General features: G+C 66.6%; 23 protein-coding genes and 2 pseudogenes. 13 read left to right on the top strand and 12 right to left on the bottom strand.

From position 1 onward, the window contains the following. The 7 genes from ACFPMG_RS22255 to ACFPMG_RS22225 all read right to left on the bottom strand — a co-directional run. Positions 1–491 (bottom strand): calcium-binding protein (locus tag ACFPMG_RS22255; RefSeq protein ID WP_376997378.1); only part of this gene is annotated, 491 nt, incomplete at its 3' end. A gap of 367 nt (positions 492–858) precedes the next feature. After that, on the bottom strand, positions 859–1,206 hold the full coding sequence (locus ACFPMG_RS35435; RefSeq protein WP_465252034.1) for a hypothetical protein: 348 nt from the start codon (positions 1,204–1,206) through the stop codon (positions 859–861). Next, on the bottom strand, positions 1,203–2,174 hold the full coding sequence (locus ACFPMG_RS22245; protein WP_376997377.1) for an LLM class oxidoreductase: 972 nt from the start codon (positions 2,172–2,174) through the stop codon (positions 1,203–1,205). Before ACFPMG_RS22245 ends, ACFPMG_RS35435 begins: the two co-directional genes overlap by 4 nt. Positions 2,175–2,450: 276 nt before the next feature. Then, positions 2,451–3,989: a DegQ family serine endoprotease gene (locus tag ACFPMG_RS22240; RefSeq protein ID WP_376997376.1), complete on the bottom strand. Its 1,539-nt coding sequence runs from the start codon at positions 3,987–3,989 to the stop codon at positions 2,451–2,453. 39 nt (positions 3,990–4,028) lie between these two features. Continuing rightward, positions 4,029–4,163, bottom strand: a complete 135-nt coding sequence (locus tag ACFPMG_RS22235; RefSeq protein WP_376997375.1) for a hypothetical protein — start codon at positions 4,161–4,163, stop codon at positions 4,029–4,031. 143 nt (positions 4,164–4,306) lie between these two features. Then, positions 4,307–4,828, bottom strand: coding sequence for a DsbA family protein (locus ACFPMG_RS22230; protein ID WP_040133933.1), 522 nt, complete (start codon positions 4,826–4,828; stop codon positions 4,307–4,309). A gap of 66 nt (positions 4,829–4,894) precedes the next feature. Continuing rightward, a complete protein-coding gene (locus tag ACFPMG_RS22225) occupies positions 4,895–5,362 on the bottom strand; it encodes a redoxin domain-containing protein (protein ID WP_200476240.1) in 468 nt (155 codons plus the stop codon). 419 nt (positions 5,363–5,781) lie between these two features. Between ACFPMG_RS22225 and ACFPMG_RS22220 the strand changes: the two genes are divergently transcribed. Together ACFPMG_RS22220 and ACFPMG_RS22215 are read left to right on the top strand one after the other, a co-directional pair. Then, on the top strand, positions 5,782–6,729 hold the full coding sequence (locus ACFPMG_RS22220) for a DnaJ C-terminal domain-containing protein (protein ID WP_417281712.1): 948 nt from the start codon (positions 5,782–5,784) through the stop codon (positions 6,727–6,729). After that, a complete protein-coding gene (locus ACFPMG_RS22215; RefSeq protein WP_376997374.1) occupies positions 6,729–7,094 on the top strand; it encodes a hypothetical protein in 366 nt (121 codons plus the stop codon). Before ACFPMG_RS22220 ends, ACFPMG_RS22215 begins: the two co-directional genes overlap by 1 nt. A gap of 598 nt (positions 7,095–7,692) precedes the next feature. Here ACFPMG_RS22215 and trxC read toward each other — a convergent pair. Further along, complete coding sequence (gene trxC, locus ACFPMG_RS22210; protein ID WP_376997373.1) at positions 7,693–8,145, bottom strand: thioredoxin TrxC; 453 nt, start codon at positions 8,143–8,145, stop codon at positions 7,693–7,695. A gap of 144 nt (positions 8,146–8,289) precedes the next feature. Here trxC and ACFPMG_RS22205 point away from each other — a divergent pair, with 144 nt between their 5' ends. Further along, complete coding sequence (locus ACFPMG_RS22205; RefSeq protein WP_376997372.1) at positions 8,290–8,997, top strand: TMEM175 family protein; 708 nt, start codon at positions 8,290–8,292, stop codon at positions 8,995–8,997. A gap of 50 nt (positions 8,998–9,047) precedes the next feature. On the opposite strand, the gene ACFPMG_RS22200 is transcribed toward ACFPMG_RS22205, so the two are convergent. Together ACFPMG_RS22200 and ACFPMG_RS22195 are read right to left on the bottom strand one after the other, a co-directional pair. Next, positions 9,048–9,731: a helix-turn-helix domain-containing protein gene (locus tag ACFPMG_RS22200; RefSeq protein WP_376997371.1), complete on the bottom strand. Its 684-nt coding sequence runs from the start codon at positions 9,729–9,731 to the stop codon at positions 9,048–9,050. Positions 9,732–9,877: 146 nt separating this feature from the next. Continuing rightward, positions 9,878–13,501 carry a response regulator gene (locus ACFPMG_RS22195; protein WP_376997370.1) on the bottom strand — a complete coding sequence of 1,208 codons (3,624 nt, stop codon included), beginning with the start codon at positions 13,499–13,501 and terminating at the stop codon, positions 9,878–9,880. A 729-nt stretch (positions 13,502–14,230) separates the two neighbouring features. Between ACFPMG_RS22195 and ACFPMG_RS22190 the strand changes: the two genes are divergently transcribed. Genes ACFPMG_RS22190 through ACFPMG_RS22175 form a run of 4 tightly spaced genes read left to right on the top strand, consistent with a single transcriptional unit; the run spans position 14,231 to position 15,920 of the window. Next, on the top strand, positions 14,231–14,875 hold the full coding sequence (locus tag ACFPMG_RS22190) for a YbhB/YbcL family Raf kinase inhibitor-like protein (protein WP_376997368.1): 645 nt from the start codon (positions 14,231–14,233) through the stop codon (positions 14,873–14,875). A 54-nt stretch (positions 14,876–14,929) separates the two neighbouring features. Continuing rightward, on the top strand, positions 14,930–15,475 hold the full coding sequence (locus tag ACFPMG_RS22185) for a DUF2267 domain-containing protein (protein ID WP_376997366.1): 546 nt from the start codon (positions 14,930–14,932) through the stop codon (positions 15,473–15,475). A gap of 17 nt (positions 15,476–15,492) precedes the next feature. After that, positions 15,493–15,696: a ComEA family DNA-binding protein gene (locus ACFPMG_RS22180; RefSeq protein WP_103041335.1), complete on the top strand. Its 204-nt coding sequence runs from the start codon at positions 15,493–15,495 to the stop codon at positions 15,694–15,696. A 41-nt stretch (positions 15,697–15,737) separates the two neighbouring features. Then, on the top strand, positions 15,738–15,920 hold the full coding sequence (locus tag ACFPMG_RS22175) for a hypothetical protein (protein WP_014197791.1): 183 nt from the start codon (positions 15,738–15,740) through the stop codon (positions 15,918–15,920). A 225-nt stretch (positions 15,921–16,145) separates the two neighbouring features. Here ACFPMG_RS22175 and ACFPMG_RS22170 read toward each other — a convergent pair. Further along, a pseudogene (locus ACFPMG_RS22170) lies at positions 16,146–16,343 on the bottom strand (IS3 family transposase); the annotation flags it as partial. A gap of 549 nt (positions 16,344–16,892) precedes the next feature. On the opposite strand from ACFPMG_RS22170, the gene ACFPMG_RS22165 reads away from it, so the two are divergent. From ACFPMG_RS22165 to ACFPMG_RS22140, 6 genes and pseudogenes are all read left to right on the top strand, one after another. Continuing rightward, positions 16,893–19,208, top strand: a complete 2,316-nt coding sequence (locus ACFPMG_RS22165) for a hybrid sensor histidine kinase/response regulator (protein ID WP_376997365.1) — start codon at positions 16,893–16,895, stop codon at positions 19,206–19,208. Between the two features lie 80 nt (positions 19,209–19,288). Next, complete coding sequence (locus tag ACFPMG_RS22160; protein ID WP_376997481.1) at positions 19,289–19,363, top strand: Mu transposase domain-containing protein; 75 nt, start codon at positions 19,289–19,291, stop codon at positions 19,361–19,363. A 157-nt stretch (positions 19,364–19,520) separates the two neighbouring features. Beyond that, positions 19,521–19,691, top strand: a pseudogene (locus ACFPMG_RS22155) (transposase); the annotation flags it as partial. A 633-nt stretch (positions 19,692–20,324) separates the two neighbouring features. Beyond that, positions 20,325–20,516 (top strand): LysR family transcriptional regulator, encoded by a 192-nt coding sequence (locus tag ACFPMG_RS22150; protein WP_376997364.1) that lies wholly within the window; start codon positions 20,325–20,327, stop codon positions 20,514–20,516. A 482-nt stretch (positions 20,517–20,998) separates the two neighbouring features. After that, on the top strand, positions 20,999–22,225 hold the full coding sequence (locus ACFPMG_RS22145) for a LysR family transcriptional regulator (RefSeq protein WP_376997362.1): 1,227 nt from the start codon (positions 20,999–21,001) through the stop codon (positions 22,223–22,225). Between the two features lie 142 nt (positions 22,226–22,367). Beyond that, a complete protein-coding gene (locus tag ACFPMG_RS22140) occupies positions 22,368–23,288 on the top strand; it encodes an NAD(P)-dependent oxidoreductase (RefSeq protein ID WP_376997360.1) in 921 nt (306 codons plus the stop codon). A gap of 13 nt (positions 23,289–23,301) precedes the next feature. Here ACFPMG_RS22140 and ACFPMG_RS22135 read toward each other — a convergent pair whose 3' ends face one another. Then, on the bottom strand, positions 23,302–24,219 hold the full coding sequence (locus tag ACFPMG_RS22135) for a helix-turn-helix domain-containing protein (RefSeq protein ID WP_376997359.1): 918 nt from the start codon (positions 24,217–24,219) through the stop codon (positions 23,302–23,304). Positions 24,220–24,365 lie beyond the last annotated feature (146 nt).

Genomic DNA, 24,365 nt, shown 5'->3' with positions numbered 1-24,365 from the left:
GCGACGCCCTGGAGCAGCACGGCGTTGCCGGCGCCGAAGTCGACCACCGTGCCGTCGGCGTTCTGGCTGAGCACCGGATCGCCGGCCCCGTTCATGTTCGACATGACGATGATCTGGTCGGTGCCCGGCGTGAAGTCGGTGATGGCGTCCACGCCGCTGCCCGGCTCGAACACGAACCAGTCCCAACCGGTCCCGCCGGTCAGCGTGTCGTTGCCGACCCCGCCCCACAGGTCGTCGAAACCGGCGCCGCTGACCAGCACGTCGTCCCCGGCATCGCCGAACAGCTTGTTCCAGGCGCCCTCGGTATCAGCCCCGGTGCCGCCGCCGTAGCTGTCCGCATAGATCATGTCGTCGCCAGCGTTGCCGTTGATGGTGTCCGCCCCGGCTCCGCCAAAGATCTGGTCGTTGCCGCCCAGTCCCTTGAAAGTATCGTCAATGGAAGTGCCCTGCAGCGTGTCGGCGCCTTCGGTCGCGTTCGCAGTGATGGTCATCGCAATCTCCGTGGTGTGACCGGGCATCGCCCGGTGACTGCGATTAAAAGGCACTGAGGGCTCGGCATCAGTTCACGCCATCACCGCCCTTTGTGAATTTTTGTTATTTTATTTCTTCTTCCGGTGATCGTGGAGCAGAAGGCACTACACGAAAGTGACCTTCAACAGAGCTCGAGGTTCTGATTGGGAACTGATCCGCGGCTCTTCATCAAGGCCCGCAGCTCTTGGGCTGCTCCCAAAGGCCGGATAGACGGCAGCAACCGACACCTTGAACCGTCACGTTGAAAAACGCTCCTGCAGGGCACGGGGCGTCCATAGATGTTGCAAAATTTGCTGGTTGGCGAGAAGGCTCGCGGGTTCAGCACGTTCAGGCAGCAATCCTGAACAGGGCGACCATGCAGGCGGCCTGAGTGGGCATGTTGTTGACGGGAATGGCGGCGACTTGCCCCTTGCGACCATCGTCCGCCGTCTGGTGCGGCGCCTGCTGTTCCGCACGATCCACGATCTCGCTCTCATGCTCGACCGCGAGATCGAAGGTCGGGCTGTCAGTCCGACCGCCGCGATCCTGGACAGCCAGTCGGTGAAAGCGCCCAATGCCACACCCTATCGGAAAGATCCTCAGGCCGAGGATTGGGAGCGCGCCTTCCGTCTTTTCGACTTTCTGATGAGGCACCGGATGGCGTCCATCGGCATAACCCTCTCGATCAATGCTCACGGGGCGTCATTGAGACGTGGGAGCACGTTCCGGCCGATCTCGTCGATCACCTCTGCCGCGTCGCGCGTGCCGTATTTCACATTGAGGATGACGTGGTTTACGCCCGCCCGGCGCAATGCGTCGAGGAATTGGAGCAGGACGTTCCGGCCGCCGCGGAATCCCAGGTGAATCGGCTGGGCAGGGTGGTCCGGCTCCGTGGTCAGGTCGATGTAGAGCGATTGCACGAAGGGTGTGAAGACGCCCGGCCTCACGGCCGCTACGGCGGCGTGCCAGTGCGCGGCGTGCTCCGCCTGTTGCGCGAGGGATCGCGGATAGGTGATCCAGCCGTCGGCATGCCCGGCGATCCATTCCAGGGTCTGCCGGCTGGTGCCGGTGATCAGGATCGGCAGCGCGCCGACCGGCTTCGGCACGAGGTCGGTGGTCCCCTGCATCACGCCATAGGAGGACTGGATGCGGGGGAAGTTCTGGGTGAGCACGGTGCGCAGAACGGCGAGGTTCTCGCGGAAGAGGGCACCCCGCTTGTCCACGTCGACGCCGAACGCCGGGAATTCGACCGGTCGGTCGCCGGACGCGACCCCGAGCACGAGGCGGCCGCCGGAAAGCCGATCCACCGAAGCGGCCGCCTTCGCCGTGTGCAACGGGTGACGCAGGGGCAGGATGACGGAACCGGTGGCGAGCGCGATGTCGCGCGTCTGCGCCGCGATCCATCCCAGATAGACCCACGGATCGTAGACCTGCCCGATGTCGCCGAACGACGGGTCGCGCAACGGCACGTCCCGCACCCAGAGCGCGGCGAAGCCCAAGTCCTCGGCCCGCTTGGCCAGGCGTTCCTGGTCGCGCATGGTCGGCTCGTCGCGCGGGAAGGCCTCGATGGGAAAGAAGACGCCGAGCGTCAACCGGCCCGGCGCGAACATCCGCCGAAAGCCCTTCGAATCGCCCGGCCGGGCCGAAGTGTTTGCCTCCAGCATGGCAGCTCCTTACCGAGGGGACGTCACGCCCGACCAGTGTGTCGGTCCGGGGAACCGCATGGAGATCATGCGATCCTTGACCGTCCTGGGGGCAAGGGCGGCGAACTGCTCCGGCGTCAGGTCGACGAGGCCGACCAACGCGGGTGTCGCGGGCGTGGGTTCGGCCGCGGCGTATCGAGGGTCTTCGTGCTGGGCGCAGGCGCTCGCGGTCATCGGGACGGTTGCGCACGGCAACGGCAGAATCGGTGTCCGCATGGTCTGGATCTCCCTTTTTGGTCAATTGCCGACCGGCAGCGACACGAACAGGGCGCCATCCTCTCGGCGGCGCAGGACGAGCACGTGGTCCTTGTTGGCGTTGCGCGCCTCCTCCATCGCCTTGGCCACATCGGCGGGACCGGTCACCGGTGCCGGACCGACGCGGGTGATGACGTCGCCGGGTTGCAGGCCGACACGGGCGGCCGGGCTGTTCGGTGCCACATCGACCACCACCGCGCCTTTGGCGTCGGGGTCGAGCCCGAACTCCTTGCGCCGCTCCGGGGTCACCGGCGCCAGCGCCAAACCCAACTTGCCCTCGCCCGGGTTCCGCGGCTGTGCCTCGGCCTGCCGGGTCGGTTGCAGTTCCAGGACATGGACGTTCAGCGGGATTGCACGGCCGTCGCGCAGCACCGCGATCGGGACGGTGTCGCCCGGTTTGGTCTGCGCCACCATCCCCGTCAGGGCGTGCGGCTCGGTCACGGGTTTGCCGGCGTATTCGGTGACGACGTCACCCGGTTGGATGCCGGCCTGGGCGGCGGGACTGTCCTTGGAGACGTCGGCGACCAGCGCGCCCGAGCGGTCCTTGAGTCCGAGAGCATCGGCGACATCCGGCTCCACGGGTTGGATCATGACGCCGAGGTAGCCGCGCGTCACCCGCCCTTTGTCGCGCAGCGCGGCGATGACGGGCTTTGCCAAGTCCGACGGAATGGCGAAGCCGATGCCGACGTTGCCGCCGCTTTGGCTGAAGATGGCTGTGTTCACGCCGATCACCTCGCCCTGAAGGCTGAACATCGGGCCGCCGGAGTTGCCCTGATTGATGGCGGCGTCGGTCTGCAGGAAGTCGTCGTAGGGACCCGCACCGATGTCGCGGCCGCGGGCCGAGATAATGCCGGCGGTCACGGTGCCGCCGAGACCGAAGGGGTTGCCGATGGCCAGCACCCAGTCGCCGATCCGCGATCGGTCGCTGTCGCCCCACTGCACGCTGGGCAGCGGCTGTTTGGGGTCGACCTTGAGCAGGGCGAGGTCGGTCTTCTGATCGGTGCCGACGATCTTGGCGGGCAAGGTCTGCTTGTCGGACAGCGTGACCTCCACCGTGTCGGCATTCTCGACGACGTGGTTGTTGGTGACGACGTAACCGTTCGGGTCGATGACGAAGCCGGAGCCCAGGGCCCTGGCAGGCCGGCCGCGCGGCGCGGCGTCCGGGCCTTCACCCCGCTGCGGTGTCTGCCGGCGCATCAGATCTTCCAGAAAGTCGCGCAGCGGCGAATCCGGCAGCGTGGAGAACGGTCCCATGCCGGGGCCGATGTCCGGCTGCTCGGACTGCGCCATCTGGCGTACCGGGGAAGCGCCGCTGGAGGCGATGATGGTGACGACGGCGGGCAGCTTGGCGGTGGCGAGTTCGGCGAAGGTGGGAGGCACCTCGCGCTGCTGCGCCGCAGCCGGGTGCGACAGCAGCAGACAGGCGGACAGTGCAAGGCCGACGGCGTGCACATGGGCGGGCGGTGCCAGCGCGGCGGCTCGGGCACTGGATCGGCTGGGCATGGTGTATGCGCTGGGCATGGCGGCCTCCGTGTTGCATCGGCCAGGCAGAGGTACGGGTCAGTGAGCCATCAGGACCGGCATGGTCACGTTCTCGAGGACATCTTGCGTCATCCCGCCGAGGATCATTTCGCGCAGGCGCGACCGGCCGTAGATGCCTCGCCACGCGCCCACCACCCCGGCGCTGCGCAGCATGGTCCGGAAACTGGCCTCGCCGGTGGGCGACTCCGGCGCGCCGGCACCGATCAGATAGGTGTCGTACCGGCGCGCGCGGGCGAAGAGCCGACATGCACGAGGACGTCTTTGATGGGCATGGTTCGTCCCCCGGGCCCGACAGCCTAAAGCTGCGTGTCGATGGCTGCGACGAGATGGGGGAAGTCGAACGGGCCGTCGTGTCGCCGATCGTTTATGAAGAAGGCCGGGGTGCCGTTCACCCCGCTGCGCACGCCGCCGAGGAAGTCGTCGCGGACCTTGGACATGTATGTCCCTTCGGCCAGTGCGTCGCGGAGCTCGGCTTCGGACAGCCCCAACGACCGCACCGCGGCGAACAGAAGCTGAATGCTCAAGCGCTCCTGGTTCTCGAAGAGGAGGTCGTGCATCTCCCAGAACCGCCCATGCACCCCTGCGAACTCCGCACTCTCCGCCGCGCTTTGGGCATTGGGGTGGACTTCCGTCAGCGGGAAGTGCCGGAACACGAACCGGAGCTGCCGGCCGTAGTGCTTCTGCACGAGCTGGACGTGAGTGTGCGCGGCCCCGCAGTACGGACACTCGTAATCGCCATATTCGACCAGGGTAACCGGGGCGTGAGCGTCTCCCTGGATGTGGTCACTCGAAGTGACCGGCACTTTCAACACCGCCATGGCTGCTCTCCCGGAGCGATGGTCCGTTCGGCATGAACGGCATATCGCCCCTAACGTGAATCCGAACTAACTGGGCAACCGCTCCAGAGCATTGAGGATGCCGTCGGCACCGGGGTTGACGGCGAGTGGCGAGCGGTAGCTCCAGACGATGGCTCCGTTCTTGTCGATTACAAACAGCGCGCGTTCGCTGACCCCGTCCCCTTCCCGATAGGCTCCGTAGGACTTCGAAACGGCGCCCTTGGGTTCGAAATCAGCAAGCAGCGGGAAGTGCAGGTTGCGAGCTTTTGCGAACGCCTGATGGCACCACGCGCCGTCGACGGAAACGCCCAGCACCTCGGCTCCATGCTTCAGGAACTCGGGGCGGACCTGGTTGTACAGCACCATCTGGTCGCCACAGACCGGGCTCCAATCGGCAGGGTAGAAGGCAAGGATCACCGGCCTGCCACGAAATTCAGAAAGCGACAAGCATTGATCGGGCGTGACATGGAGCGTGAAATCGGGAGCCGAAGTCCCCGGGGATAAAACTTGAGACATGTGTCACCTCGCTGGAGCAGACGGCAATGGTCTCCGCGGCGTTGCATGCATGGCATCGATTATGTTGCGGTGGCTGACGGCCGCGTTGACGAGCGTCAACATTTCCTGATTTTTGTAAGTCGGAACAGACGCCGCCAAGTTTCTCCCGGATCGTGTTGGGGTGGGCCATGAGGTCGATGTCCGCTCGGTCGGCTAAGGAGTCGTCGCGCTGAAAGAGAGGATGCATCAATCGGCGCGGCATGACGTTGACAGGTATCAAATTGACGGATGTCATTTTGTTGTTGGTGTGTGGGTGTTATGGTTCTGTGTATTTGAATGTGCATTAGAGTTCCGGCGGCATCAGGTGAGTATTCTTTTATCATTGAACATTGTTTGAACTAAGCGCTTGCCAATCCATTCCTGTCGCGGGAGGCATCGTCGTGGAAGACCCCTATGAGGTGCTCGGGGTGAAGCGGGACGCGAACGACGACGGCGTCCGCCGCGCCTACCGCAAGCTCGCCAAGAAGTTCCATCCTGACCTGAACCCTGGCAACAGCCAGGCAGAGGAGCGCTTCAAGGCGGTGTCATCGGCCTACGAGCTTCTCTCCGATCCGGACAAGCGCGGCCGTTATGACCGCGGCGAGATCGATGCCTCGGGGGCGGAGCGACGGCCCGATTACTCCTATTACCGTGACTTCGCCGAGGGGCGGAACGGCGGCAAATACTACGGCGGTGATGAGGAGCAAACCGACGATTTCAGCGATCTGTTCGCGAACCTCTTCGGTGACCGGTTTCGCACCCGGGCCAGCGATGGCGGTGCCGGGCCGGAGATCCGGCTGCGCGGTGCCGACCGCCGCTATGTGCTGACGGTGGACTTCCTCGACGCGATCAATGGGACGACGCAACGGCTGCAGCTGCCGGACGGAAAGACGCTCGACGTTGCGATCCCTCCCGGTATCGAGGATGGCAAGGTGCTGCGGCTCAAGGGGCAGGGTGATCCCGGTCTGGGCGGCGGCCCGCCGGGCGATGCGCTGATCGAGGTCCGCGTCACCCCCCATCCGTTCTTCAAACGCGTCGGCAACGACCTTCACATCGAGGTGCCCGTGACGCTTTCGGAGGCGGTGCTGGGCGGCTCCATCACCGCACCCACGCGGACCGGGCCGGTGACGGTGACGGTGCCCGCGGGCTCGGACACCGGTCGGGTTCTGCGCTTGCGCGGCAAGGGAGTGCCGGCGGAGCGCGGTGGCCGGCCGGCCGGCGATCAGTACGTCATGTTGAAGGTCGAGGTCGGGCCCGGTGCTGACGATGCTGAGCTCAAGGCCTTCCTGCGGAACTGGGCGCCCAGGCATCCGTTCGATCCTCGCCGCAAACTGGGGATGACACCGTGATGATGACGCTGAACGAGTTGCGACGGTCCTTCGCCGACCTCGACGCGGCGGAACTCGATCGATGGATCGACAACCGCTGGATCCGGCCGGAAGGGCGGCCGGGTGCCTATGTCTTTCATGAGATCGATGTCGCACGCGCGCATCTGGTTGCGGAGTTGCGTGAGCTGGCAATTGACGATGAGGCCCTGCCGCTGGTGCTCTCGCTGCTCGACCAGCTCTACGGCGTGCGGCGGCAGATGAAGCTTCTGCACAAGGCGATCAACGCTCAACCGGAGGAGGTCCGCCGGGCATTCCTGGTCGCAGTACGCGCAAGCGCAGCGCCGATGGATGGCGCCGATGCCGACCCGGAACGCGATGGTGCTTGAGCATGGCGCTCGATCCGCCCGGGCGTCGGCACCGCAATCGCCCGGCGCCTTGCTGCCGCGGAGTCCCAAGCCGTCTCGCGCCGCTCACCCCGTACGGTCGCGTGGGCACGCGCGACGATATCGCCACGATGTGTTCGTGGATGGCGAGATGATCCTTTATTGGACCTCGGTGAAGACGGATGGGTGGAGCGGAAAAGAAGACGGCCACTCGCGGGGGGGAGTGGCCGTAAGTATCCAGGAAGAAACGCAACGATGCGTTATGGCTCAAGTATGGCTGGGCAAACCTCCTGCGCCATGACGATCGTCAAATTATTCCCCATGTTTCCGAGCTGCGGTGCGTCCTCAGGAATGCCCCCTAGACGTGCAGTGCTGTTTGACCCTGAAGTCCAGCGCAATCGGGCTTCCGGTGTCGTCTTCGATCCAAGTGTCGGTGGGATGTCGGTACAGGACCGTGCAGGCGGAGTCCAGGGCGTCCGACAGCTTGGCGTATGATACCGGCTGGTCGAAAACCTCGTCTTGTCCGGCGAGAGTCCATCTCACGAGATACGGCATGGCCGCCTCTTGGCTGGAACTCTCTGCAGGGAAGGCCGGCGCAGGTCTAGTCCGCCGTTATTCCGGCGTGCTGCTGCGTCCACGCGATGAGTTGGGGCAGAGGCATGACACCGGCGGTCCGGGCGATTTCCCTGCCGCGCAGGACCAGCGCGAGCGTTGGAATGCTTTGCACCGCGAAACGCGCAGCGACATCCGGGGCGGCCTCGGTATCGACTTTTGCCAGCCGGACATGCGGCTCAAGCCGCTGCGCCGCCTGCTCGACGATCGGTGCCATCATGCGGCACGGACCGCACCAGGCGGCCCAGAAGTCGATCAGGAGCGGGATGTCGCTCCCCTCGGCGTGCTTGGCGAAGCGGCTCGGGTCGTTCAGGGGCAGGGGGTGCCCCTCGAACAGCGGCCGATGGCAGGCGCCGCATTTTCCGCCAGCACCCAGCCGCGCACGCGGTACCCGGTTGGTCGTGTCGCAGTGGGGGCAGACGACGTGCAGCGCTTCGGACATTTCACCCTCCTCATGGAGCGGCCGGCGTTTCGCCAGCGTTTCGTATGATGCGGCATGCGAAACCGTGGCGCCTTGACAGGCGTCAACGCCGTCGCCGCCCCGTTGTCTTACAGTGCCGGCTGCCGTTTCCAGGCGTAGCCCACCATGGATCAGCGTCGCACCGCAGCTTCCAGCTTCCATTCGGACGGGATCCCACCGTTCGAAGAAACGCCATCACCGGCGCGCCTGGAGGGATTCAGCGACGGCGTGTTCGCCATCATCATCACGCTGTTGGTGCTCGACATCCGCGTGCCGCGCGAGGCCACGCTGCATGGAGAACCTCTTGCTGCCGCGCTGCTGAAGCAATGGCCGGTCTATGTGGCGTACGTCCTGAGCTTTTTGCAGGTCGGGGTGGTCTGGGCCAACCATCACACGATGTTCCATCATATCCGCCGCAGCGATCACGTCCTGCTGGTCTGCAACCTCCTGCTCCTGCTCTGCGTGGCGGTGCTGCCATTCACCACGGCGCTGCTCGCGGAATACGCCCGCGCCGGTGAAGCGGAACTCCGGCTGGCCGCGCTCATCTACAGCGCCGCGCTCGCCGGTGCGGGGATCTTCTTCAGCGCGATCTGGCAGCACGCGCTGAGCGCGGGGTTGGTGGACGCGCGTGCCGATCCCCACCGGCTGCACGCGCTCGGGTGGCATTGGGAGTTGGTGCCGCTGTTCTACGGCGCTGCCTTCGGGCTTGCGTACGTGGCCCCGTACCTCAGCGTGGGCATGTACATGCTTCTGCTGATCTACTACGCGCTGCCCGGTCCTTTCGTCGTGCGATGGATGCGGGTGCGGCGGGCACGACGGGCGGCGAAGACCTGAGCTGCGGCGCGGCACCGTCGTCGCTCAGGGCGCGCGCAGGGTTCCCCCGTCTATTCGTCGCTGTCCTCGAGGGCGTCGTAATGGATGATCTTGACGCGGCGGGTGCCCACGAGCTTGATGGCGCCGCGTTGCTTGAGGCTGGTCAAGGCGCGGCTCACCGTCTCGACCGACAGGGTGAGATAATCGGCGATGTCGTAGCGCGACATTGGCAGGAGAATCCCTTCCCCGGTTTTGCTGGCCTGGGTCCTGCTGGACAGGCGCTCCGCCATCTCGAGGAGGAAGGCACTGACCTTTCCCAGCGAGCCGATACGCCCAAGGATGAGAATCCTCGTCTGCAGGCGGGCAATTTCCGCAGCCGTCACGGTACGGATTTCCCGTCCGAGGTGGGGGTTGGCGTCGGCAAGGGCCTCGGCGCGTTCGCGTGGGTAGGCGGCCACGACCGTGCCCTCCACGATCGCCTCGACGGCGAAGAGATGCACGTTCCGGGATGCAAGGCCGAAAAAATCGCCGGGCAGCAGGAAGTCCACGATTTGCCGCCGTCCGTTGACCTGAACGGTAAAGCGCCGCGCCGCGCCGGAAACCACGCGGTACCAGTGCTCGGCCGGGTGATCCTGGGTATAGATCTCCTGCCCGCGGCCGTAGCGCGTGGTCATCGCCAGCGAGCTCAGAACATCGCCAGGGTTATGGCGATGCCTCGTGGGCTGGTCGTGGCGAAGCTGGCTGGAAACATGCATGAAGGCGGTTCCTCGTGCCTGTTGAGACCGATCGAGCTGTCGGGACGTTGCAGTCGGAACGCGGCTGCGCCGCCAGTTGCAAGACGATGTGCAATATCACGATGGGATCGGGGCGCCGCAATCCGGCGTATTCCTAGGGCGTGTCCCTATTCCTTGTGCGCTTCGTCCTGTGTCCGGAGCGGGGGGCGCAGGCCTGCCGCTGCGGCCATGAGCACGGCCTCGGGCAAGGTGCGTGCGCCGAGCCGCTCCATCACGTGGGCCCGGTGGATCTCCACCGTGCGCGGGCTGATCCCGAGATCCCTGGCCATGGTTTTGTTCGTACCGCCGGCGAGCAGCCCCTCCAGCACCGCCCGCTCACGGGTGGACATGTCCGCAATGCGCGCCCGCGCGATTTCCGCAACGCTGCTGCGTTCCGCCGTGTCCCGGATGTCGGCCAAGGCAGACGCCACCGCGGCCAGCAGCGCCTCACGCTCGTACGGCACCTCCAGGAAATCCGCCGCGCCCGCTTTCATGGCCCGCACCGCCAGGCTGATGTCTCCATCACAGCTGCCCACGACGATCACGGGGAGGTGGATCCGTCGTGCCCGGAGCTCCCTCGGGACCGCCAGACCGCCCGCCTCCGGCGCCCTGATGTCGAGCAGCACGCAGCCGGGTATCAGCGCCGGAGCCATCTCGAGGAAGGCACGCGTGGACGTGAAGGTCTTCACCTCGTACCCAACGCCTCGCAGCAGGAGGGGCAGCTCTCGATGAGTCGCTTCCTCGGCATCGACCACGTAGATCAGCGAGCCGCTGTGGTTCGTGATGTCCTGGGCGATGCCGGCAATGCGCCGTATCCGGCCGCCCTCGCCGCGGATGGCGAAGAAGGTGTCGCGAATCCAGCGCACCGAGCCGTTGCCCCGGACGATGCGGTACTCCTGGTCGACAGTCTCGCCCTGCAGGACACGGTCCATTGCGCCGCTGGCAAGCTCCCGATCCTCCGGGTGCACGGTTCCGAGCCAGTGGGGACGCCAGTCCTGCAGCATCGCGTCCGGCGGCTCTCCCCAGACCTGCTCGTAGGCTGGGCTGAGGTATTCCATGCGCATGGTCCCGACATCGACGATCCAGAGCACGCTGGCGGAGTGTGCAGCGAATTGCCGGAAGCGCTCTTCGCTCTCGCGCAGGTCATTTTCCGCCCGTTTGCGCGCGGTGATGTCGAGCGCGGCCCCGATGAATCCGACGGGTCGCCCCGCGTCGAAGACGGTTTGGCCGTGCGTGGAGACCCACCGCTCGATCCCGTCCTCGATTCCGATGACGCGATAGGCGATGGCATAGACGCCGTCGCCCCGGGGATCGCGGCAGTGCGCGATGGCCGCTTCGACGCGCGGCCGGTCGTCCGGGTGAATCGCCCCCAGAAAGATGTCCACGTCCACGTGGGCCTCGGGAGGCAGGCCCCACATGGCCTTGAGGCGCGCATCCCAATCCAGGACATCGGTCGCCGGGTCCCAGGAATAAAGCGTCATGCCGACGAGATCGACGGCAGCCCTCAACCGCGCTTCGCTTCGGCGCACGCGGTCGGCCGCGTCGCGGCGCTGCCGTGACAGGGCAAGGGCGGAATTCACCCGGGCCAGCAGTTCGCGGGCGGCGAACGGCTTGATGACATAGTCGTCGGCTCCGGCGGCGAGCCCCTCCACCTGGGCCTCCGCGCCGGCGCGCGCGGACAGAAGAATGATCGGCACGTCCGCGAGCTTCGGTTCCCGCCGCAGAGCGGTCACCAGGTCGACCCCGCCCAGGCGGGGCATCATCACGTCCGACAAAACGAGGTCGGGCCTGCGCTGCCGCGCCGCCTCCAGCGCCTCCTGGCCATCCTGGACCGTTGCGACGTCCCAGTGCGCCGACAGCAAGCGGATCAGGTAGTTCCGCATGTCGGCGTTGTCGTCAGCCAGCAGGATCTTTGCGCGTTTCTTGGCGCGCGCTGCACCCGCCACTTCGCCGGGAAGGCGCGGCATCCCGTCTGCTGGGTCATCGCCGGGCAGCCATCGCAGCGCCTCCTCGACATAGGCGGCCGACCGCGTGGAGGTGAGCGACTGGGAGTGCGAAACCCCGACCCGCTCCGCCAGCGGAGGGCCTGTCCCGAACGGCAAGGCAACCGTGAACGTCGTGCCCCGGCCGACCTTGCTCTTGGCCGTGATTGTGCCGCAATGCAGATGGAGCAGTTCCCGCACGAGCGCCAGACCGATGCCGCTGCCCTCGAATGAGCGGCCTTTCTGGCCCTCGATGCGGTGGAAGCGCTTGAAGACCTGAGGCAGGTCCGCGGTCGGGATGCCGATTCCGGTGTCGCTGACCCGCAGCGCGACGCCGTCGGCCGTCGCGGTCATGCGCACGGTGATCCCGCCTTCGAAGGTATACTTGATGGCGTTGGAGAGCAGGTTGAGGACGATCTTCTCCCACATGTCCCGGTCCACATAGACCGGCTTCGGAAGCGGCGGGCAGGCGATGTCGAGCCGCAAGCCGGCGCGTTCGCAGATCGAGCAGAAGCTCGACGCCAGTTCCGCGGTGAAGCGCGAAAGGTCCGTCGGCTCGTAGGCCGCCTGTGCCCGGCCCGCTTCGATGCGGGAGAAGTCGAGCAGCACGTTCACGAGCTTGAGCAGGCGCAGGCTGTTGCGATGGGCCATCGCCGCCAGAACCCGGCCGTCCGCCGGCAACTCGTCCTCGGTCTTGGCGAGCAACTCCTCGAGGGGGCTTATCATCAGGGTGAGCGGCGTGCGGAACTCGTGGCTGACGTTGGAGAAGAATATCGTTTTGGCCCGATCGATGTCCGCAAGCGCCTCCGCGCGCCGGCGTTCGCTTTCGAAAGCCCGTGCATCCGCTACACCGCCCGCAATGTGCCCCGCCACCAGGGCGAGAAAGCTGCGATAATCCGCGTCCAGAACGCGCCGTGGGCTGATCCCGCCAATAAAGAACCCCGCCAAGGCCGATTGGCTCTGCATCTCCAGGGGAAGGACGAGGGCGGTTTGGACGAGGTCGGGCCATAGAGGGGCGGCGAACATGCTGCCGCGGCTCGGGAGGTTGCGCACCTCCACGGCCTTCTGCGTCCGTGCGACCGCGGCCAATGGCCAGGGCTGGTGCGCGGCATGTCCGGAGAGCGGAAAAACCGCAGGGAACGCCGATGGATCATCAGGCAGCCGCGCCCCCGCGACCCGGCGAGCGGTTGCGCCATCCTCATCCAGGAGATAGATGGCCGCGAACGGGATGTCCAAGGGATTGGCGTCCAGAACCTCGACGGCCTTCCGACAGGCGGCGTCGACCGCGCGTTGCTCGGACACCCGCAGGCCGAGGTCGCGCAGGGTCGAGAGCCGCCGCTCGCCGAGCACCCGCTCGGTGGTCTCCGTGCAGACACAGAAGACGCCTTCGACCGTGCGGGCATCCTCCGCCAGGATCGGGCTGTAGCTGAAGGTGACGAAGACCTCTTCGAGCGGCAGCCGCCGGGCGAAGAAGAACTGGAGGTCTTCGACCCAGGTTGCTCGCCCGGCCCGGACCTCGTCGTGCATCGGGCCGATGGCCGGCCAGATCTCGCTCCAAGCCTCGTGCCCGGGGGCGCCGAGCATGGCCGGATGCTTCGTCTCGCCGAGGAATGGGATGTAGGCGTTGTTGTAGACGATGCGGAGTTCGGGGCCGAGCCAGAGCAGGATCGGGAAGCGGGAGTTCAGGCAAAGGCTGACGGCGGTCTTGATGCTCTGGGTCCAGGTCTCGGGCGGTCCAAGCGGATGTGCCGACCAGTCCTTTGAACGCATCAGCGCGCCAAGCTCTCCCCCGCCGCGGAGAAACCCCAGGGGCTCCTGTGACGATGACGCTGAGAACATGGCGAATTCCCTCGTGTACGGTGGACGACCACGAGGCGAGAGATGGTCGTTTCATTAACTTTCCGCCGCTGAAACAGTTCCTACCCCAATAGCAAGAGGAGCCAAGACGTCCGAAGTGTCCTAAAAGAGTAGGCGCCGAGTGAATAGTTTCGATTCGCGACTGGTGGCGTGCCGGATGCGGCAGCGGCATTGCATGCCAAGATGCCGATCAGGAAGCGGATCTTTCGGATTTGCGCGCCCCTGCTCATCGATGCGCTGGCTGCCGGGCGGATCGACGTTGAGCCGCACGACGGCTGCCCGCTATCCGAACAGCGCGGATTGGCCGCTCTCGTGGAGGCGCCTGTCGTGCTGCATCACTGAGGCCTTCGGTAGGGGATCTCCCTTAGGCAGGCGCCGAATGGCCGACCGGCGATGCGACACGATACTTCGTGGCGTGAATGCGGGAGAGCGGGTGTGCAGCGACCTCGTCCAGCGGCGTCAATCTCGGCGTTCCTCGAACCCCCTGTCGCGCCGTCGAGGGTGACGATCGCCTCCGAAGCTTGATCCGCACACCACCGCTGAAGGCCCTCCACCGGCGGAAAGCTCGACCGCGGATCTCCGGCTCACCGCCCCACGGCGGGCCGGAGGATCTCAGTCCACAAGCACGTTCGGGAGCATCCGATGGGAGTTTGCGTGAAGCGAGAATGGTTGCGTGAGGCACCGGGTGCCTCCGCCGAGGTGAAGCCCTCCTCCGAGTTCCAGCAACGGCCGGCTGTCCGCAGCGAGGTTCCTGATCAGCCGAAGGAACGAGACGCATCGCGCGGCGAAAACACTGCGGCGAAAACACTGGGGACCGGTAGCATGCCTTTCACCTTGCACAGCCCGGCCTTCGCGAATGGCCAAACAATTCCGCCAAGGCACACGGCGGACGGCGACAACGTCTCGCCGCCGCTGGAATGGTCGGATGCCCCCACCGGCACCCGCAGCTATGCCCTGATCGTCGAAGATCCCGATGCGCCGGGCGCGACCTTCCTGCACTGGGCGGTCTACAACATCGCCGCCGAGCGCGACCGTCTGCCCGAAGGGACCACGCAGGGCGCCAAAACCGAAAGCCTGGGACACGGGATCAACGATTATGGCCACGCGCACTACGACGGCCCCAATCCCCCCCGCGGGCACGCCGCGCACCGTTACCGCTTCCGCCTGATGGCGTTGGATGTGGAGGCGCTCGGCCTCGGCCCCAAGGCGACGGTCGACGAGGTCCGCAAGGAGGCCGGCAAACACCGGCTGGGCGAAGCCGAACTGGTCGGCACCTACGCGCACTAGCGCTTCGGCCCGCCAAAGCCGCAAAGAACGCGACAGCCGATAAGGAGGACAAGAATGGACAGACCAGCCGCGATCAACCGGACGGTCCAGGAAGCGGACATCTGGCTCAACGAACTCCTCGAGGACATGCAGGCCACGAGCAAGGACACCGCCTATGCGGCCCTGCGGGCCGTTCTCCACGAACTGCGCGACCGGCTGACGGTCGATGAGGCGGCACAGCTCGCGGCACAGCTGCCGATGCTCGTCTGCGGCCTGTATTTCAACAGCTGGAAGCCCGCGGCCAACCCCACGCGGGTGCGGACCGTCCAGAAATTCCTGGACGGCGTGCGCGACCGGGCTCCCGGCCACGAGGAGATCGATCCGGACCTGGCGACGCGGTGCGTCTTCGCGCTGCTCGCCCGCCATGTCTCGCCGGGCGAAATCGACGATGTCATCCGGCAGCTTCCCACGGAACTGCGCGCCCTGTGGACCCCTCCGCGCGCGGAGCGCAGCGCCATTGTGGAAGCCGCGGTGACGCTGGTGGAAATCGACCGTGGGACGGTCCTTGACGAGGATGCCGGCCGGGCCTCGCCGACGCCGCCGACGGAGGTGTCGCGCTGACGCGTTGCGAGGGAACCATGAACAGGATGTTGAAAGTCGACCTCAACCGCGCGAGCAAGGAGCAGTTGCTGTCGATCCCGGGCATCGGCGAAGAGCAGGCCGCCGCCATCATCGACTACCGCAAGACGCACGGCCGCTTTCGCCGCGTCGAAGAGATCGCCCTTGCCACGACACTGCCGGGCGTCACCATTGGCGACCTGCTCGACCGGGTCGAGGTGTGAGACGCAGACGGATCTTGAACAGACTTTGAGAGGAGACAGCCATGACCGAAGACGACGACCATCTCCGTCGCAAGGCCGTCAGCGGCAGCAAGAGCCGGCCGAACGACCGGGACGGCGGTGATCACATCCGTCAGGCGCAGGAATGGAACGGCGGGTCGAAGGGCCGCAAGGGGCCGATCACGCCCGAGGACAAGCGGAACCCGAACACCAGCGTCAAGAGCTGATCGTCGACCGTTCGCCCGGCCCTTCAGATGCCGGGCCCTTCAGATAGCGGTGATGATCCGGAGGTTTCTGGTCCGCTTGAGTACGGAAACCGCAACCTGCGCGCCGTGCCGGCAGAACGACACGTCCGCGCAGGCCGGGCCGAGCGACACGCCACTCAACTCCACGGCATCGAGGAACAACGGCGGTGAACCGTCCCGGGTTTGCCGGAGGTCATTTGGCGTGAGTCACGCCGCGATGGCGACGTCCTCGATTTGAGCATGGTAGCGCGTCTCGGCCTCGGCGGGAGGAATGTTGCCGATGGGCTCGAGGAGGCGCCGGTGGTTGAACCAGTCGACCCATTCCAAGGTGGCGAATTCGACGGTCTCCAGGGCGCGCCATGGCTCGCGGCGGCGGATCACCTCGGTCTTGTGGAGACCGTTGATGGGGCGTCCAGGAAACCCGGTGCGGTTCAGTCACCACAGCCCCTTATTACCACTCCGGCCCCTATTACCACTCCGGCTATGTGTTCGTCGCGAAGGCGCAAGGGGGGCCGGTCATAACCTCTTTCGAGGACCCGCGCCTGCGGAGCCTGCGCATCGGCGTGCAGATGATCGGCGACTTCGCCAACACGCCGCCGGCGCACGCGCTGACCGGGCATTCCATGGCCTTATCGATGGCGGGCTGGATCGGAACCGCGCGGCCATCGACGCCATCCTCGCCGATTATGGCGTACCCCGCTTGGAGCGGCCTCGGGGCGGAGATTGAAGGCCTCCGCTCGGCAAGGCTGCGCACCGCAACGCTCCGGCGACGTCACGCTGATCAAAGGCCATGGTGAAAGGCGCATCGATCAACTGTTAAAGCCAGGAACCATGCGGAACAGCAACGTGCCGACGCACCGGCCTGCCATCGGACCCTTCATTCTTGGGGCATATCGGGCAGAGGGCAGCCTAAGCGTTCGGATCGGGGGCCAGGAAAACCGGGGGCCAGGAAACATGAGTCGAAATCCGCACGCCGGGGGAAGCGCGCAGGGGAACATACGGCCGTCCACCCGCCCGTCCACCCGGTATGACGATGAGCTGGAACAGGCGCTCACCGCGGCCGAGGATGCCCGCGATGAGGCCATGCGCTGGGCCCGGGAGAGCGACCGTCTCCAGGCGCTCCTGATCGACCGCGACCGCGAAGTGGCCCGTTTGCGGGCGGAGGCCGAGCAACGCGAGGCAATCTCCCGGACGCTCCTGAGTCAGGTCGAGACGACGGTGCGCGACCGGCACTTCCGGGACGCCAGCACGGCCGAGGAGTTGCAGGTCGCCTTGGAGGAGCTGGAGGTCACCAACGCCGCTCTTGCCCATGCCAACGAAGAGCTTGAGAGGAAGATCGTCGAGAGGACCGCGGCCATCCGCGCGAGCGAGACCAAATACCGCCTGCTGTTCGAGGCAATGGACGAGGGCTTTCTGCTCGGCGATGTCCTCTTTGACGAAGCCGGCCGGCCGGTCGACTTCCGATTCCTGGAGGCGAATCCCTCCGCGACCCGCTTGATGAGGCAGGATGTCGTCGGACGGCGGCTTCGGGAGATCGATCCGTCCTTCGAGCCCCATTGGTACGAGGTCTTCGGCCGCGCCGCGCGCGTCGGCAAGGCCACCCGTGCGGAGCTGTACGCGAAGCCGTTGCGCGCCTGGTTCGACTTCTACGTCTTCAAGGTCGGCGGTGCCGCCGACCGGCGTGTCGCCATCGTGTTCAAGGATGTCACCGAGCGCAAGCGGATCGAAGACGCGCTGAAGCGGTTCAACGCCACACTGGAAGAGCGGATCGCCGAGCGCACCCGCGAGCGTGACCACTTGTGGGAACTCAGCGAAGACCTTCTCGTCTATGCCGATTACGACGGCCGCCTGCTGCGGATCAGCCCGTCCTGGTCCCGCCTGCTGGGCCATGAGCATGCGGCGTTGCTCGCTCGGCCCTACAGCGAGATCATTCACCCGGATGATGCCGGGCTGGTGCGGGCGGCGCTGGACGAGATTCGCGACCGCCGCCGCCCCATGCGACTCAAGTACCGGATTCTTGCGGCGGACGGCTCCTGGCGCTGGATCGCCTGGGTCCTCTCGCCCGATCCGGACGGCCGCCACCTGCACGGCGTCGGCCGCGACATCACGGCCGAGGAAGCGGCCACGGCGGCGCTTCACTCCGCCGAGGAGCAGCTCCATCAGGCGCAGAAGATGGAGGCGGTGGGCCAGTTGACCGGCGGTGTCGCCCACGACTTCAACAACCTGCTGATGGCGGTGCTCGGCAACCTCGATCTGCTGCGCAAGCACTTGGCCACCGACCCCAAGGCCAAACGGCTGATCAGCGGCGCCATGCAGGGGGCGCAGCGCGGGGCGACGCTGACCCAGCGGCTTCTCGCCTTCGCCCGACGGCAGGATCTGCAGACGCAGCCGGTTGCCTTGGGTGCCCTTCTGGACGACATGAGGAGTTTGCTGGAACGCTCGGTGGGCCCGCGCGTCGTGGTTCGCCTGAAGGTGCCCGCCGCACTGCCGCCGGCCCTGGTCGATCCCAACCAACTCGAACTGGCGGTCCTCAATCTGGCGGTCAACGCCCGCGACGCCATGCCGGAGGGCGGCACGCTCACCGTCGACGTCACCGAAGCGGCCGGAACCGAAGCGGGCGGGCTTTCAGCCGGTTCCTTCCTGCGCCTGAGCGTTCAGGACAGCGGCATGGGCATGGACGCGGACACGCTCGCGCGGGCCGTCGAGCCGTTCTTCTCGACCAAGGGCGTGGGCAAGGGCACAGGGCTCGGGCTTTCGATGGTGCACGGATTGGCGGTGCAGTCCGGCGGTGCGTTTCGGCTGTCCAGCGCGCCCGGTCGGGGGACCCTCGCGGAGCTGTGGCTGCCGGTGGCCGCCACGCCGGCCGAAGCCACGGAGCCGACCATGGAACCTACTGTGGAACCGGTCGTGGAAGCAGCCTCGGCCACGATCCTCGTTGTCGATGACGACGCGTTGATCGCCATGAGCACCGTCGACATGCTCACCGATCTCGGCCACACCGTTCTCGAGGCGAACGCCGGCCCGCTGGCGCTCGATGTGCTGAGAGGGAACCAGGACATCGACTTGCTCGTCACCGACTACGCGATGCCCGACATGACGGGGGCTGAACTCGCGTGCGAGGCGCACAGGATCCGCCCCGACCTGCCGGTGCTGCTGGTGACCGGCTACGCGGATCTCCCCGACGGGACCGTCATCGATGTGCCGCGGCTCGCCAAGCCGTACACGCAACAGCAACTCGCCATGGCCGTGGCCAAGCTGCTGGCGGGGTAGTGAGGGCTATCCGAACGTGGAACAAGTGGGCGCGGGAGGCACGGGATGCGTGAGCCGCCGGATGCCTTCCGTTCCGGCAAATCCGTGAGCTGACCCGGCAAGTCCACACCGATGGCTTTGTGGACGTGGATACCAACCGCTACAGCGTGCCGTGACGCCTGATCGGCACGGCGGTGCCCTTCGAGCCCAATGCCGCACACCTGTTCGTCCAACTGTGTCGCGCCGCTATGAGCGCGGTTCGATGCTGGTGACCAGCAACCGTTCGGCCGGTGAGTGGGGGACGATGTCCGGAGATCCGGTGGCGGCGCGGGTCGGCGGACCGACATCGAACCGGGGTTCAAGGTCGCGTCGCGGCGGTGGGTCGTCGAGCGGACGTTCGGATGCAAGACACGCTGGAGACGTCTGGTTCGCGACTGGGCAGCCAGGATTGACGTCTCCGGCGGCATGATACAGCTCGCCGTGGCAAGCCTGCTGCTCCGGCGGGTCTCCCTCCGAGCAGGTTGTCAAATGGACTTTGAGTGGCGGTGTTTGTGGGAAATTCCTGGAGATTTCCAATAATGCATTGTGCCAACAAATTCTTTTAATGCCGACCGAATTTTGTTCTGATACAGAAAGTCACTCCTGGGTTGTGGGTCTTGGCAAAACAAGTCCCTTGAATACAAGATTATGAATCGACATGTGCCAAAAACGATGCGGTAAATAAAAAACACCCACTTCGGCCGTGAGGGCGGCCTTGTCGCGATGACCGCTTCTACCTGCTCTCTCACACGACCAACCGGACGGACGTTGCGCTGGGCGATTAGCTTTTTGATCACCTTACCGCGCGGCCGGCGTCGTGTTTCGAATGCTGGCCCGGTCGGGGCTCTGGCCGCGCGCGGGCCAAGGAGCTGGAGATGATCCGCGGCTCTCTCACCGGGCCGGCGCTGACGATCAGGCTCGACGTGATCTTCGCCATGCCGGGGACGAGGAGACCGGGAACCGGCTGGGGATGACATGCGCTCGACGAGGAGATCCGGAAAGCCCTGGCAGGCCGGGCATGGCCGGAATGAATCGCACCGGGTTCGCCGCCCGATGCGGTTTGCGGGGAGCAGACGGGGCAGCGATGGAGAAGGAACGGTGGAGAAAGGCGATTGGGACGATTTACGGTTCATACTGGCGGTCTCGCGCTCGGATTCCGTCAGCCAGGCGGCCCGTCAGCTCGGCGTCAACGAGAGCACGGTGGTCCGGCGCCTCGCGAACGCGGAAAAGATCCGCGACGCGCCGGTTCATTGCCGCAAGGCGATGACGCGGGGCGACGCTTCGTCTTGAAAGGACGGGATGGCGCCCGGTCATGACGGATGTCGCGCGCTGGTTTGCCCAATGTGGCATTGCGGATCGGATGGACGGTTCCCGCTTTCCTAAAGACCGCCCGCCCGCGACTCAAACCGCCCCATCCCGTTCGCCCATGCATGCCGAAACCCCATTGGACCGCCAGTTGCGTCTCTGGCAAAGCCACCGCCGCCTGCTTCCGCCCGACGAACGGATGCGCCTCCTGACGGCCTCACCTCGCCGCTCTGGGAGCACTGATGCTGGAACTGCGCCATGGCGTCGACCGGGATCGGGATGAGGGCCGGCGGACCTTCCCGAAACGCCGCTACGCTTACCCTCCGGACAAAGCGCGGGGAGGGCGTAGAACCCGGCGGGCTGCCAACGTCCGGCGCTTTACCGGGCGTCCCCCCGACGATAAGCTGGAGCCATTGAGTTTTGCTATGGCCGCTCCGGCAGCGATCCTGTGGAGCAGGAAGGTCCGAATGAATGGCATTCCCAACATCCGGCATTTGCGGGCGTTCCGCGAGGTGGCGCGGCGCGGCAGCATCAGTCAGGCGGCGGAGCATGTGCATCTGTCCCAGCCCGCCATCACCCAGGCCATCGCCAAGCTGGAGGAGGAGGTCGGCACCCCCCTGTTCGAGCGGCGGCCGGATGGCATGGCGGTGTCCGCCATGGGCGTGCTGTTCCTCGACCGCGTGGAGCGCGCGCTGGACCGCCTGCGCACCGGCACGCGCGAGGCCGTCCGCATCGGCGGGCGCAAGGGCGGCCTGCGCGGTGTGGCGGATTTCGACCAGCTGCTGACCGCGGCGCAGATCCGGGCGCTGGCCGCGGTTGCCGACGCCGGCAATTTCAGCCTCGCCGCGCGCACCGTCGGCATTTCGCAACCGACATTGCACCGCGCCGCCCGCGATCTGGAACGGCTGGCGGGCATGCCGCTGTTCGCGCGGACCGCCGCCGGCATCGCGTTGACCCCCGCCGCCAAGGCGCTGGTCCAGCATGTGAAACTGGCGATCACGGAGCTGGAGCAGGGATTCGCGGAGGTCGGCGAGGGGCTGGGCGGCGACACCGCCCGCATCGTCGTCGGCAGCATGCCGCTGTCGCGGCCCTTCATCCTGCCGACCGCCGTCAACGCGCTGGTGCGCGAGCGTCCGGACGTCCAGTTCGACGTTCTCGACGGCCCCTACGACGACCTGCTGCATGGGTTGCGCCACGGCGAGATCGACGTGCTGATCGGCGCGCTGCGCGACCCGCTGCCCATCGACGACGTCGTTCAGGAACCCTTGTTCGAGGACCCGCTGGTCGTGGTCGCGCGCGCCTTCCACCCGCTGTCCCGCCGGCCCAAGCTGACGCTGGAGGAGCTGGCGGGGTGCCAATGGGTGGTCCCGCGCCGCGGCACGCCGACGCGCGACCGGTTCGAGACGCTGTTCGCCGACGCCCCGCCGCGCGGGCTGGTCGAGACCAGTTCCCAGATTCTGGTGCGCGGCCTGCTGCTGGGCAGCGACCGGTTGACCCTGATCTCGGCGCACCAGATCCGGCATGAGCATGAGTTGGGCCTGCTGGTCATCCTGCCCGTGGAGCTGGCCAACACCGAGCGGACCATCGGCCTCACCGTGCGCCGGGGGTGGCGCCCGACCGCGACGCAGGCGCATTTCCTCGACCTGCTGCGCACGGCCGGGACGCAGGCCGTCTCACCGGTTCCCCGTCCATGAGCGGCCATTCAAAACACCGTCGAGACGCTATTCAAAAATTGGATAGGATGGTCCGTCATTGAATGAGGTCGGTGGTGTGTCGGCGTGTTAGCCATGCCCAGTCGAGGGGAGGTGGACTCCCGGCGCACGGACGGAGGCGGCGATGACGGTGCAGGATCGGCGGACGGCCAAGGTGGCCTTCATCGGATTCGGGGAGGCGGCGTCGGCCTTCTGCTCCGGCTGGCGAGGCGCCTGGCTGGCCGACATGGTCGCCGCCTTCGACGTCAAGACCGGGTCCGCCGACGGGGTGGTGCGCGCCCGCAAATGGGCCGACTACGTGACGGCCGGGGTGACCGGCGCCGAGCGGGTGGAGGATGCCCTGGCCGGGGCCGCGCTGGTCTTCTCGCTGGTCACCGCCGATCAGGCGCAGGCCGCCGCCCGCAACGCCGCCGCTCATCTCGCGCCCGGCGCGCTGTTCTTCGACGGCAACTCCTGCGCGCCCGGCACCAAGCGGGAGTCGGCGCAGGCGGTCGAGGCGGCGGGCGGGCGCTACGTCGATCTGGCGGTGATGGCGCCGGTCCATCCGAAGCTCCACAAGACGCCGCTGCTGGTCGCCGGCCCGCACGCCGCCGAGGCCCTGGCCGCCCTGTCGGCCCTGGAGATGAACGCCAAAGAGGCGGCGGGACCGGTCGGCACCGCCTCCTCGATCAAGATGATCCGCAGCGTCATGATGAAGGGGCTGGAGGCGCTGTTCCTCGAATGCGTTCTGGCCGGGCGCAAGGCGGGGGTGGACGAGGTGGTGCTGGAGTCCCTGGACGTCACCTATCCCGGTTTCGGCTTCAAGGAGCGCGCCGCCTACATGCAGGAGCGCGTCATGACCCACGGCGTCCGCCGCGCCGCCGAGATGCGCGAGGTCGCGCGCACCGTCGATGAGCTGGGTTTGGCCGGCGGCATGGCCCGCGCCGCCGTCGACTGGCAGCAGCGCGTCGGCGACCTCAAACTGGACGCCCGCGCCATCGGCGAGAGCGATTACCGGGCGCTCGCCGACGCCATTCTGACGCGGCTCGACCCGGTCGAGCGGTGAGAAACAGCCTGTACTACCCGGCCCGCGCATCGCGCCGGAAGGCGGCCGGCGTCTTCCCGGTCAGCTTCTTGAAGACGCGGTTGAAGTAACCGGGGTCCTGGAAGCCCAACTCATAGGCGATCATCGCCACCGGTGCGGCGATGTAGACCAGACGGCGCTTCGCTTCGAGCAGCAGACGGTCCTGCACCACCTCGAAGGCGGAGCGGCCGGCGAGATGCCGGCACAGGCGGTTCAGCCGCGATTCCGTGATCCCCAGCGCGTCCGCGTAGCGCGGGATCGTCCAATGCTCGGTGAAATGGTCCTCGACCAGCGCGCGGAAGCGGGCGAACAGCTCGGTACGGACGCGCTCCGCCGGGTCGGCGCCGGCCGCCGCCGCGCGCTGGCGTTCCAGCAGCAGCAGGACGCCGCGCAGCAGCCACTCGCACATCGCCGACCGGCCGAGCTGCGGCCAGCGGAACTCCGTCATCAATTGATCGAGCAGCGCGGCGACGCGCTCCGCCGCCGCCGGGGCGTCGGTGAAATCGATCAGGCAGGGACGCAGGAACAGCGCCTCGAACAGGGGGCGGCTCTGCGCGCTGGCCCCGTCGAACAGCATCACTTCGGCCACCGTCAGCACATAGCCGTGGCTGCCCGGCCGGAACTGGAAGGAATGCACCACCGCCGGGGGAACGACGATCACGCAGGGCGCCGCCACCTCCGCCACCCGGTCGTCGATCTGCACGCGCGCCCCGCCGTCGAGCACGGCCACCAGTTGGAACAGCCCGCGGTGGGTGTGGGAGCCGATGCCCCAATCATAGAGGCGGCTGCGGCTCTCGATGTCCTCGATGTGGATGAATTCGGCGTCGGTAAGCCGGGCCTCCTCGCCGTAGAGGGCGAACAGCGGCACCGCGCCGGACTGTGTCGGCGCCGTCCCTTCCGCAGGCTGCTCCATACCGTCCTCCCCCGCGCCTTCGTTTGTCGGAAAAGTACAATTTTCCTTCCGCTTCGTCCATTCCGCCACGAAGGCAAATCCGTCTAGGATGCAATTGTTCGCGACCAGAACGGTTCGCGTCAATCCAAACCAAAAACCGCCAATTG

It is taken from the genome of Azospirillum himalayense, from assembly GCF_042657465.1.
In the GTDB taxonomy this organism is placed as follows: domain Bacteria; phylum Pseudomonadota; class Alphaproteobacteria; order Azospirillales; family Azospirillaceae; genus Azospirillum; species Azospirillum himalayense.
The sequence above is the reverse complement of the archived record's forward strand: the minus strand, read 5'-3'. Positions and strand labels throughout refer to the sequence as shown.

Coding starts and splice junctions, on each gene's coding strand:
- ACFPMG_RS22135 (WP_376997359.1), bottom strand. CDS start 24,219: ATGGAGCAGCCTGCGGAAGGGACGGCGCCGACACAGTCCGGCGCGGTG.
- ACFPMG_RS22165 (WP_376997365.1), top strand. CDS start 16,893: ATGAGTCGAAATCCGCACGCCGGGGGAAGCGCGCAGGGGAACATACGG.
- ACFPMG_RS22200 (WP_376997371.1), bottom strand. CDS start 9,731: ATGCATGTTTCCAGCCAGCTTCGCCACGACCAGCCCACGAGGCATCGC.
- ACFPMG_RS22140 (WP_376997360.1), top strand. CDS start 22,368: ATGACGGTGCAGGATCGGCGGACGGCCAAGGTGGCCTTCATCGGATTC.
- ACFPMG_RS22175 (WP_014197791.1), top strand. CDS start 15,738: ATGACCGAAGACGACGACCATCTCCGTCGCAAGGCCGTCAGCGGCAGC.
- ACFPMG_RS22195 (WP_376997370.1), bottom strand. CDS start 13,501: ATGCGTTCAAAGGACTGGTCGGCACATCCGCTTGGACCGCCCGAGACC.
- ACFPMG_RS22190 (WP_376997368.1), top strand. CDS start 14,231: ATGGGAGTTTGCGTGAAGCGAGAATGGTTGCGTGAGGCACCGGGTGCC.
- ACFPMG_RS22185 (WP_376997366.1), top strand. CDS start 14,930: ATGGACAGACCAGCCGCGATCAACCGGACGGTCCAGGAAGCGGACATC.
- ACFPMG_RS22225 (WP_200476240.1), bottom strand. CDS start 5,362: ATGTCTCAAGTTTTATCCCCGGGGACTTCGGCTCCCGATTTCACGCTC.
- trxC (WP_376997373.1), bottom strand. CDS start 8,145: ATGTCCGAAGCGCTGCACGTCGTCTGCCCCCACTGCGACACGACCAAC.
- ACFPMG_RS22235 (WP_376997375.1), bottom strand. CDS start 4,163: ATGCTGCGCAGCGCCGGGGTGGTGGGCGCGTGGCGAGGCATCTACGGC.
- ACFPMG_RS22205 (WP_376997372.1), top strand. CDS start 8,290: ATGGATCAGCGTCGCACCGCAGCTTCCAGCTTCCATTCGGACGGGATC.
- ACFPMG_RS22245 (WP_376997377.1), bottom strand. CDS start 2,174: ATGCTGGAGGCAAACACTTCGGCCCGGCCGGGCGATTCGAAGGGCTTT.
- ACFPMG_RS22230 (WP_040133933.1), bottom strand. CDS start 4,828: ATGGCGGTGTTGAAAGTGCCGGTCACTTCGAGTGACCACATCCAGGGA.
- ACFPMG_RS22145 (WP_376997362.1), top strand. CDS start 20,999: ATGAATGGCATTCCCAACATCCGGCATTTGCGGGCGTTCCGCGAGGTG.
- ACFPMG_RS22180 (WP_103041335.1), top strand. CDS start 15,493: ATGAACAGGATGTTGAAAGTCGACCTCAACCGCGCGAGCAAGGAGCAG.
- ACFPMG_RS22215 (WP_376997374.1), top strand. CDS start 6,729: ATGATGACGCTGAACGAGTTGCGACGGTCCTTCGCCGACCTCGACGCG.
- ACFPMG_RS22240 (WP_376997376.1), bottom strand. CDS start 3,989: ATGCCCAGCGCATACACCATGCCCAGCCGATCCAGTGCCCGAGCCGCC.